At 66.3% G+C, this 8,235-nt stretch carries 8 protein-coding genes; 6 read left to right on the forward strand and 2 right to left on the reverse strand.

Going from position 1 to position 8,235, the window contains the following annotated elements; translation table 11 throughout:
- The 4 genes from ACFC3J_RS21170 to ACFC3J_RS21185 all read left to right on the forward strand — a co-directional run.
- On the forward strand, window positions 1–412 hold a 412-nt coding region (locus tag ACFC3J_RS21170), incomplete at its 5' end, for a GNAT family N-acetyltransferase (RefSeq protein ID WP_375197960.1).
- 250 nt (window positions 413–662) lie between these two features.
- Window positions 663–1,757 (forward strand): GTPase ObgE, encoded by a 1,095-nt coding sequence (gene obgE, locus ACFC3J_RS21175; RefSeq protein WP_375197961.1) that lies wholly within the window; start codon window positions 663–665, stop codon window positions 1,755–1,757.
- A gap of 22 nt (window positions 1,758–1,779) precedes the next feature.
- Window positions 1,780–2,910 carry a glutamate 5-kinase gene (proB, locus tag ACFC3J_RS21180; protein WP_375197962.1) on the forward strand — a complete coding sequence of 377 codons (1,131 nt, stop codon included), beginning with the start codon at window positions 1,780–1,782 and terminating at the stop codon, window positions 2,908–2,910.
- A 6-nt stretch (window positions 2,911–2,916) separates the two neighbouring features.
- Window positions 2,917–3,834, forward strand: coding sequence for an NAD-dependent epimerase/dehydratase family protein (locus tag ACFC3J_RS21185; RefSeq protein WP_375197963.1), 918 nt, complete (start codon window positions 2,917–2,919; stop codon window positions 3,832–3,834).
- A 136-nt stretch (window positions 3,835–3,970) separates the two neighbouring features.
- Here the strand turns inward: ACFC3J_RS21185 and ACFC3J_RS21190 are convergent, their stop codons facing one another.
- Both ACFC3J_RS21190 and radA read right to left on the reverse strand, forming a co-directional pair.
- On the reverse strand, window positions 3,971–4,486 hold the full coding sequence (locus ACFC3J_RS21190) for a CvpA family protein (protein ID WP_375197964.1): 516 nt from the start codon (window positions 4,484–4,486) through the stop codon (window positions 3,971–3,973).
- Between the two features lie 11 nt (window positions 4,487–4,497).
- On the reverse strand, window positions 4,498–5,865 hold the full coding sequence (gene radA / locus ACFC3J_RS21195; RefSeq protein ID WP_375197965.1) for a DNA repair protein RadA: 1,368 nt from the start codon (window positions 5,863–5,865) through the stop codon (window positions 4,498–4,500).
- Window positions 5,866–5,954: 89 nt separating this feature from the next.
- On the opposite strand from radA, the gene ACFC3J_RS21200 reads away from it, so the two are divergent.
- Both ACFC3J_RS21200 and ACFC3J_RS21205 read left to right on the forward strand, forming a co-directional pair.
- Complete coding sequence (locus tag ACFC3J_RS21200) at window positions 5,955–6,653, forward strand: endonuclease/exonuclease/phosphatase family protein (protein ID WP_375197966.1); 699 nt, start codon at window positions 5,955–5,957, stop codon at window positions 6,651–6,653.
- A 43-nt stretch (window positions 6,654–6,696) separates the two neighbouring features.
- Window positions 6,697–8,235: patatin-like protein (locus tag ACFC3J_RS21205; RefSeq protein WP_375197967.1), on the forward strand; the 1,539-nt coding region annotated here is incomplete at its 3' end.

Raw genomic sequence — 8,235 nt, forward strand, 5'->3', positions numbered from 1 at the left:
CCCGCGCCTGCCCCGGCTGCTGGCCTTCAACCGTACTCATGGTGCGCCACGGCTGGTGGGCGGCTGCGGCGTTCATCTGGACGAAGACGGCGCGGTGGAGTTGGGCTACTGGATTGCGCGACCCTATTGGGGACTGGGCTTCGCTACCGAGGCCGCTCAGGCCGTGCTGGGCATGGCCAAGGCAGCGGGCGTTCGCGACATTCGCGCCGCGCACTTCATCGACAATCCCGCTTCGGGCAATGTCCTGCGCAAGATAGGCTTCCGCTCCACCGGACGCGTCGAGCGTCGCTTCAGCCTGGGGCGGGACGCGGCAGCGGATTGCCTGATCTTCGAGGACGGCGAAGTTCCGGGCATCAGCAACGATCCCGCCATGGATCTTTATCGCGACGCCTGGCCCGCTCTGGCAGCCTGAGCAGGCGTTCAACGCTGGACGGACCGATGGCCGGCCCGTCCGGCAGCCGAGCGAGGGGACAAATGTAAAGGACAGGAAGTCGATGAGCGGCCGTACCCCGGCGCGATTCGCGGATCGACGCCAGGCAGAGCGTTGGGATCCGCGCGCGAAACCGCCGCGCAGGGGCTTGTTTCCCGCCCCACTTCACGAAGCGACCGCTTTTACGGCGCGCATGGTTTAATTCCGCCGCATAAACGGCTATGGGCGCGCGATGCATTTTCTTGATCAAGCGAAGATTTATATCAAGTCCGGCTGGGGCGGTCCCGGCGCGGTCAGTTTCCGGCGCGAAAAATATGTCGAATATGGCGGCCCGGACGGCGGCAATGGCGGCAAGGGCGGCGACATCATCTTTGAGGCGGTGGCGGGGCTGAACACGCTCATCGACTTCCGCTACACCCAGCATTTCAAGGCGCAGCGCGGCATGCCCGGCGCGGGCAAGAACCGCTATGGCGCCGGCGGCGAAGACCTCGTCATCAAGGTGCCGGTGGGCACGCAGATCCTGTCCGATCCCCAGCCGATCGAGGGCACGGAGGATGAGGACGGCTATCCTGATTATGAGGATCAGGAAGTGCTGGCCGATTTCACCGAGGTCGGGCAGCGCATGGTGTTCCTGCGCGGCGGCGACGGCGGGCGCGGCAACCTGTCCTACAAGACCAGCACCAACCGCGCCCCGCGCCAGCATGGCACGGGCTGGCCGGGGCAGGAAATGTATGTGTGGCTGCGGCTGAAGCTGCTGGCAGACGTCGGCCTTGTCGGCATGCCCAATGCGGGCAAGTCGACCTTCATCAATCAGGTCACCAATACCAAGGCGAAGGTGGGCGCCTATGCCTTCACGACGACCAAGCCGCAACTTGGGGTCGTGCTGCACCGTGACCGGGAATTCGTGCTGGCGGATATTCCGGGGCTGATCGAAGGCGCCGCCGAGGGGGCGGGGATCGGCGATCGCTTCCTGGGACATATCGAGCGCTGCGGCGTGCTCATCCATCTGATCGATGCGACGGGCGACGATCCGGTGGAGCAGTTCCGCATCGTGCAGGACGAGCTGTCTGCCTATGGCGGCGGACTGGACGAAAAGCCGCAGATCGTGGCGCTCAACAAGGGCGACCTGCTGGGGCAGGAATTGATGGAAGACATTGCCGGACAGCTGCGCGAAGAAGCGGGCGTGGAGGATGTGTTCATCATTTCCGGCGCGACGGGCGAAGGCGTTCCGGCCCTGCTGGACGCCGTGCTGCCGCTGCTCAGCGAAGCCAGGGGCGCCGAAGAAGATGATGGGGAAGAAGGCGAAGCCACATGGTCGCCCCTCTGACTGCCCTTGACCGGACTTTCGCATGACCCCTTCCCTCTCGGGCTTTCCGCCCTCGCAGATCCGCCGTCTGGTGATCAAGATCGGCTCCGCTCTGCTGGTCGATCCGCAGGGGCAGGTGCGCGAGGCGTGGCTGCGCACGCTGGTCGCGGATATCGCCGCCCGCAAGACCGCGGGACAGCAGATCATCATCGTTTCCTCAGGCGCCATTGCGCTGGGCGCGCGGCGGCTGAAGCTGCCAAAGGGCGGGCGCGGCAGTCTGGAGGATGCGCAGGCGGCTGCGGCGACCGGCCAGATCGCGCTGTCGCAATGCTGGGCGAGCCTGCTGCATGACGAGGGCATCACCGCCGCGCAGATGCTGGTGACGCTGGACGATCTGGAGAACCGGCGGCGTTATCTGAACGCATCGGCCACGCTGGAGCGGCTGATGGCGCTCGACGTCGTGCCGGTGGTCAATGAGAATGACAGCGTCGCCACGGCGGAGATCCGCTTTGGCGATAATGACCGGCTGGCGGCGCGCATCGGACAGGCGGCACGGGCTGACGCAGTTGTGCTGCTGTCGGACGTCGACGGGCTTTACACCGCCAATCCGCATGTCGATGCGAACGCCATGCTGATAGAGACAATCGAGCGCATCGATGCGCGCATCGCCGGGATGGCGGACAGCGGTTCCGCGTCCGGCATGGGATCGGGGGGCATGACCTCCAAGATCGAGGCGGCGCGGATCGCCACGGGGGCCGGTGCGCATCTGGCGATCATCTCCGGCAAGGTGGATGCGCCGCTGTCGCGCTGGAGCAACGGCGGCAAGGGATCGATCTTCCTCGCGGCGCAGGCCAGGGGCGCGCGCAAGGGCTGGCTGGCCGGGCGGCTGACGGTGCGGGGACGGATCGTGGTCGATGCGGGCGCGGCGGCCGCGCTGGAGCGTGGCAACAGCCTGCTCCCGGCAGGCGTGGCGCGGGTCGAGGGCATTTTCGCGCGCGGCGATGTGGTCGACATTCTTGCCGAGGACGGGCGGGTCATTGCGCGGGGCCTCATCGAATATGACAGCGAGGAGGCCTCGCGGATCGCGGGCAAGCGCAGCGAGGACATTGCCGCGCTGCTGGGGCACCTGCCCCGCTCCGTGCTGGTCCACCGCGACCATATGGCGATGGTCTGACGCCTCATGAGCCTACGCATCGCCATGACGGGCGCGACGGGTTTCGTCGGCGCCGAAACACTGAATCAGGCTTTGGCGGCCGGACATCATGTCTCCGCCATCACCCGCCGGGCGCAGCCGCCCCGCGCCCATCTGAAATGGGTGCCGGGTGCGCTGGAGGACCGGGCGGCGCTCAATACGCTGGTGCGTGACGCCGATGTGGTGATCCATATCGCGGGCGTGGTGAACGCGCCCGACCGCGAAGGGTTCGAACTGGGCAATGCGCGCGGCACCATGGCGGTGGTCGACGCCATGCGGCAGCGCGGCGTCAGGCGGCTGATCCATGTGTCGTCATTGTCGGCGCGGGAGCCGGAACTGTCCGACTATGGCTGGTCGAAGGAACTGTCCGAGCGGCACGTAAAGGCAAGCGGGCTGGACTGGACCATCGTGCGGCCACCCGCCATTTACGGGCCGGGCGACCGGGAGATGCTGGAGCTGTTCCGCATGGCGAAGCGCGGCGTCATGCTGATGCCCCCCGGTGGGCGGCTCTCCGTGATCGAGGTGAGCGATCTGGCGCGGCTGTTCCTGACGCTGGCGGTCGAAAAGGACATGCGCAGCCTCACCCATGTCTATGAGGTCGATGACGGCACACCGGGCGGATGGGACCATCTGGACTTCGCGCAGGCCATCGGCCGTGCGGTCGGACGGCCGGTGCGGACCTTCGCGACGCCCGAATGGGTGCTGGGCATGGGCGCGCGGATCGACCGGATGGTGCGCGGCAAAAATGCCAAGCTGACGCCGGATCGGGTCAGCTATTTCTGCCACCCCGACTGGGTGGTGAAGAAGCGCAAGCAGCCGCCAAAGAAACTCTGGGCGCCGAAGATCTCGACCGAGGACGGGTTGAAAGCGACGGTCGAGGCGTATCGCGCCAAGGGATGGTTGTAAGACCGGATCGGGCAGGAAAACGGTGTGTCGTGATCTGGAGCGGTTTGCGATCTGATTGCATCAGATCAACCGCCCTCATTTCTTGGCTTAACGCGATTTCCCAATCAGCAACCGTTCGGTTCGCTTGGAAATCGCACTAACCCGCGTCGGCCGGTTTGCGCGCACGCCGCTCCGCGACGAATTCGCTGATCGCCTGACCGCTGGCATTGAGCAGCGGATAGGTCCGCGCATCGGACAACCAATCCGGCCGCCGTGCGCCGCTGCCGTAGAAAGTGTCATAGACCAGGCTGAAGGCGAGAAAGACCAGAGTGGCCCCGATCAGCCCCTTGACCGCGCCGAAGCCCGCGCCAAGCACGCGGTCGACGGGACCGAGGATCGACTGGCGCGTGCGGCGGCCGATCGCATGGGCCAGCAGCTTGCCCGCGCCGAAGGTGACGCCGAAAACCAAGATGAAGCCCAGCACCGCCGCGCCGCTGGTGGTTCCGACGAAGGGGCTGACCAATTCGGTCGCCGAGGCGTGGAAAAGGCGGATCGCGAAAATGCCCAGCACCCAGGCGATCAGCGACAGGGTTTCCTGCACAAAACCGCGCAGCAGGCCGAAAATGGCGCAACCGCCAATCAGCAGCAGGACGAGAATATCGATCGCGTTCATCGGCCTGCTGGCTATCCGCGCCCGAGCATCTGGTCAACCAGTTGCGCAAGCGCGCGAAAGCCGCTTACCGAAATGCCCTTGACCCCGTCGGCTGCCGCGGCGGGCACGAAGGCGCGGTTGAAGCCCAGCTTGGCGGCTTCGCGCAGACGGAGCGGCGAATGGGCGACCGGACGGACTTCGCCGGACAGGGCAATTTCCCCGAACAGCACAATATCCGCTGGAACCGGGCGTTCAGACAGGGCTGACATGAGCGCTGCGGCGACGGCCAGGTCCGCGGCGGGGTCCGAAAGCCGATAGCCGCCCGCGACGTTCAGATAGACTTCGCATGTCGAGAAGCTGAGACCGCAACGCGCCTCCAGCACGGCCAGTATCATGGCGAGACGGCCATTGTCCCATCCCACGACTGCGCGGCGCGGCGTGGCGCCGCTGGACAAACGCACCACCAGCGCCTGAATCTCGACCAGCACGGGGCGCGTGCCTTCCAGCGCCGGAAAGACGGTCGCGCCCGTCACATTCTCATCGCGATGGGTCAGGAACAGGGCGGACGGATTCGCGACCTCCTCCAACCCTTCGGCCACCATGGAGAAGACGCCGATCTCGTCCGTGCCGCCGAAGCGGTTCTTGATCGCGCGCAGGATGCGATATTGATGGCTGCGCTCGCCCTCGAAGCTCAGTACCGTATCAACCATATGCTCCAGCACGCGGGGTCCCGCGATGCTGCCGTCCTTGGTGACATGGCCCACCAGAATGACGGCCGTGCCGCGCTGCTTGGCGAAGCGGATCAGTTCCTGTGACGAGGCGCGGACCTGACTGACGGTTCCGGGCGCCCCTTCGATGAGGTCGCTGTGCATCGTCTGGATCGAATCGATGATGAGCAGCGTGGGCGGCGTGCCCTCCCCCAGCGTGGTCAGTATGTCCCGGACGGAGGTTGCGCTGGCAAGCTGAACGGGTGCGCCGCCCAACCCCAGACGCTGAGCGCGCAGGCGGACCTGATCGGAGGCTTCCTCGCCGCTGATATAGGCGACGCTGTGCCCTGCGGCGGCGATCCGGGCAGCCGCCTGCAACAGCAGCGTGGACTTGCCGATACCGGGATCGCCGCCGATCAGAGTGGCCGAACCGGGAACGATGCCGCCGCCCAAGGCCCGATCAAACTCGGCGATCCCCGTGGTGGTGCGCTGGGGCAGTTCAACCTTGTCGTCCAACCCTACGAGCGTCAGCGCCCGGCCGCCGGTGTGGAGGTCGTGCCGGGCGGAGAACACCGTCTCGGCCGCTTCCTCGACGATGCTGTTCCATTCGCCGCAATCGTCGCACTGGCCCTGCCAGCGGTTGCTCACGGAACCGCATTGCTGACAGACGAATTTGCGCTTTGCCTTTGCCATGCGCGACGCATATCAGAACATATGCGGAACACAAATCTTCTTTGCATCTTCCCATGGAAACCGCCGTCCGAGTAGCGCATTGTTTCGGCATGAAGACCATTCGCGTCGCCAGCTATAATATCCGGAAGGCCATCGGCACCGATCGGCGCCGGGTGCCGGAACGGGTGATCGATGTGCTGAACGAGATCGACGCCGATGTAATCGCGCTTCAGGAGGCCGACCGGCGCTTCGGCGTGCGCACCGCCGCCCTGCCCCCATGGCTCCTGGAATCGATCAGTCCCTACAAGCCTGTCCCGCTCAACGTTCATCTCGATTCCATGGGATGGCACGGCAACGCGATCCTTGTGCGCAAGGAGGCGGAGATCGGAGCGCATGACGTGCTGCATCTGCCCTGTCTGGAGCCGCGCGGCGCGACCATGGCGGAGGTGAGGCTGGGCAAGACGAGCATGCGGATATTCGGCATGCATCTCGACCTGTCGGGCCTGTGGCGGCGCAAGCAGGCCGCGGCGGTGATCCATGCCGCAGGCCTGCGCGACAGCATGCCGACCGTGCTGATGGGCGACCTTAACGAATGGAGCGCCGACCGGGGCTGTCTGGCCGACTTCGGACGGCATTACAGCTTTGCGCCGTGCGGGCGGTCCTTCCATGCCCGCAGGCCGGTGGCGCGGCTCGACCGCATCATGCATTGCGGGCAGTTGAAGCTGGTCGACAGCGGCGTGCATGACAGCGCGGCCGCGCGACGGGCGTCGGACCATCTGCCGATCTGGGCGGAGTTCAAACCGGCTTGAGTTTCGCTCGACAAGCCCGCCGCGCTCTGCGATCCATAAGGCCATGAAAGAGCGGGAACTCAGGCTCGCACTGGTCTGCTACGGCGGGATCAGCCTGGCCGTCTACATGCACGGCATCACCAAGGAAGTCTGGCATCTGGCGCGGGCAAGCCGGGCCTTTCATGACGGGACGCCGCCGGGAAACAGCAGCGAGGCCGTGTATCATGGAGTGCTCAAGGCGCTGGAGGAAGCCAGCGGCATCCGCCTGCGCGTCATGCCCGACATCATCGCCGGGGCGAGCGCGGGCGGGATCAACGGCATCTTTCTGGCGCAGGCGATCGAAACGGGCCAGTCGCTCGATCCGCTGACGGACATGTGGCTGGACAATGCCGACGTCGAACAGCTGCTCGACCCTGATGCCCGGCCTGCGCGGCGGATCACCAAGATCTGGGCCACGCCTCTGGTCTGGATGGCGGCGCGGCATCCGGGCGATACGGTGGAGCGCACCGTCGCCCCCGACACGCGGGAGGAGGTGCGGCACAAGCTGTCCCACTTCATCCGCTCCCGCTGGTTCGAGCCGCCCTTCGGCGGGGAGATTTTCACCGCCATGATACTGGACGCCCTCGACGCGATGGAGGCGACGCAGCGTGGCCCGGCCCTGTTGCCGGAGGGGCATCCGCTCGACCTGTTCGTCACCGTGACGGATTTCGAGGGGCACCCGCAAAGCCTCAACCTCAACAGCCCGCCGCAGGTCATCGAGACCGAGCATCGCCTGTCGATCGGCTTTCGCGCACGGGGCCGGGGCGAACGAATCTTCGCCGATCCCGCCGAACTGGCTTTCGCGGCGAGGGCGACGGCCAGCTTTCCCGGCGCCTTCCCCCCTTTCACCGTGCGGGAGCTGGACCGGGTGCTGAAACGCCGCCACCGTGCATGGCCGACGCGGGACCGCTTCCTGACCCGCGCCCTCCCCCGCCATGCGGCGCGGGGGCAGGCCGAGGATGCGGTGCTGATCGACGGATCGGTGCTTGCCAATGCCCCTTTCGCGTTGGCCATAGGCGCGCTCAAGAACCGGCCCTCCCGGCGGGAGGTCGACCGACGCTTCGTCTATATCGATCCCAAGCCCGGCCATCGGTCGATCCGGCTCAACCGGCAGGGCGAGGCCGAGGAGGCGCCATCAGGCCAGGATGCGCCGCTTCCCGGCTTTTTCCGCACCATTTTCGGCGCCCTGAGCGACATTCCCCGCGAACAGCCGATACGCGACAATCTGGACGCGATCGACCGGCACAGTTCGCGCATTCGGCGCATGGCGCGCATCCTGCACGCGCTGCGGCCGGGAATCGAGGCGGAGGTGGAAAGCGCGATCGGCGGCATGCTGTTCCTCGACCGGCCGACGCCGGCCCGACTGTCGACATGGCGCAGCAAGGCGCAACAGCGGGCCGCCAGTTCCGCCGGTTTCGCCTTCCCGGCCTATGGCCATCTGAAGCTGTCCGGCATCGTTGAGGATCTGGCCGCCCTGCTGTTCCGCCTGAGCGGCGAAGAAAGCCCGCTGATGCGGGCTTTCTTCATGTGGTATCCAGGGCCTTTGGCGCGTTGCAACCTGCGC

Origin of the sequence: Sphingobium sp., from assembly GCF_041987595.1 — a bacterium.
In the GTDB taxonomy this organism is placed as follows: domain Bacteria; phylum Pseudomonadota; class Alphaproteobacteria; order Sphingomonadales; family Sphingomonadaceae; genus Sphingobium.

Excerpts from the sequence above, each read along its gene's own strand:
- proB (WP_375197962.1), top strand. The coding sequence starts at position 1,780 with ATGACCCCTTCCCTCTCGGGCTTTCCGCCCTCGCAGATCCGCCGTCTG.
- ACFC3J_RS21200 (WP_375197966.1), top strand. The coding sequence starts at position 5,955 with ATGAAGACCATTCGCGTCGCCAGCTATAATATCCGGAAGGCCATCGGC.
- ACFC3J_RS21185 (WP_375197963.1), top strand. The coding sequence starts at position 2,917 with ATGAGCCTACGCATCGCCATGACGGGCGCGACGGGTTTCGTCGGCGCC.
- radA (WP_375197965.1), bottom strand. The coding sequence starts at position 5,865 with ATGGCAAAGGCAAAGCGCAAATTCGTCTGTCAGCAATGCGGTTCCGTG.
- obgE (WP_375197961.1), top strand. The coding sequence starts at position 663 with ATGCATTTTCTTGATCAAGCGAAGATTTATATCAAGTCCGGCTGGGGC.
- ACFC3J_RS21190 (WP_375197964.1), bottom strand. The coding sequence starts at position 4,486 with ATGAACGCGATCGATATTCTCGTCCTGCTGCTGATTGGCGGTTGCGCC.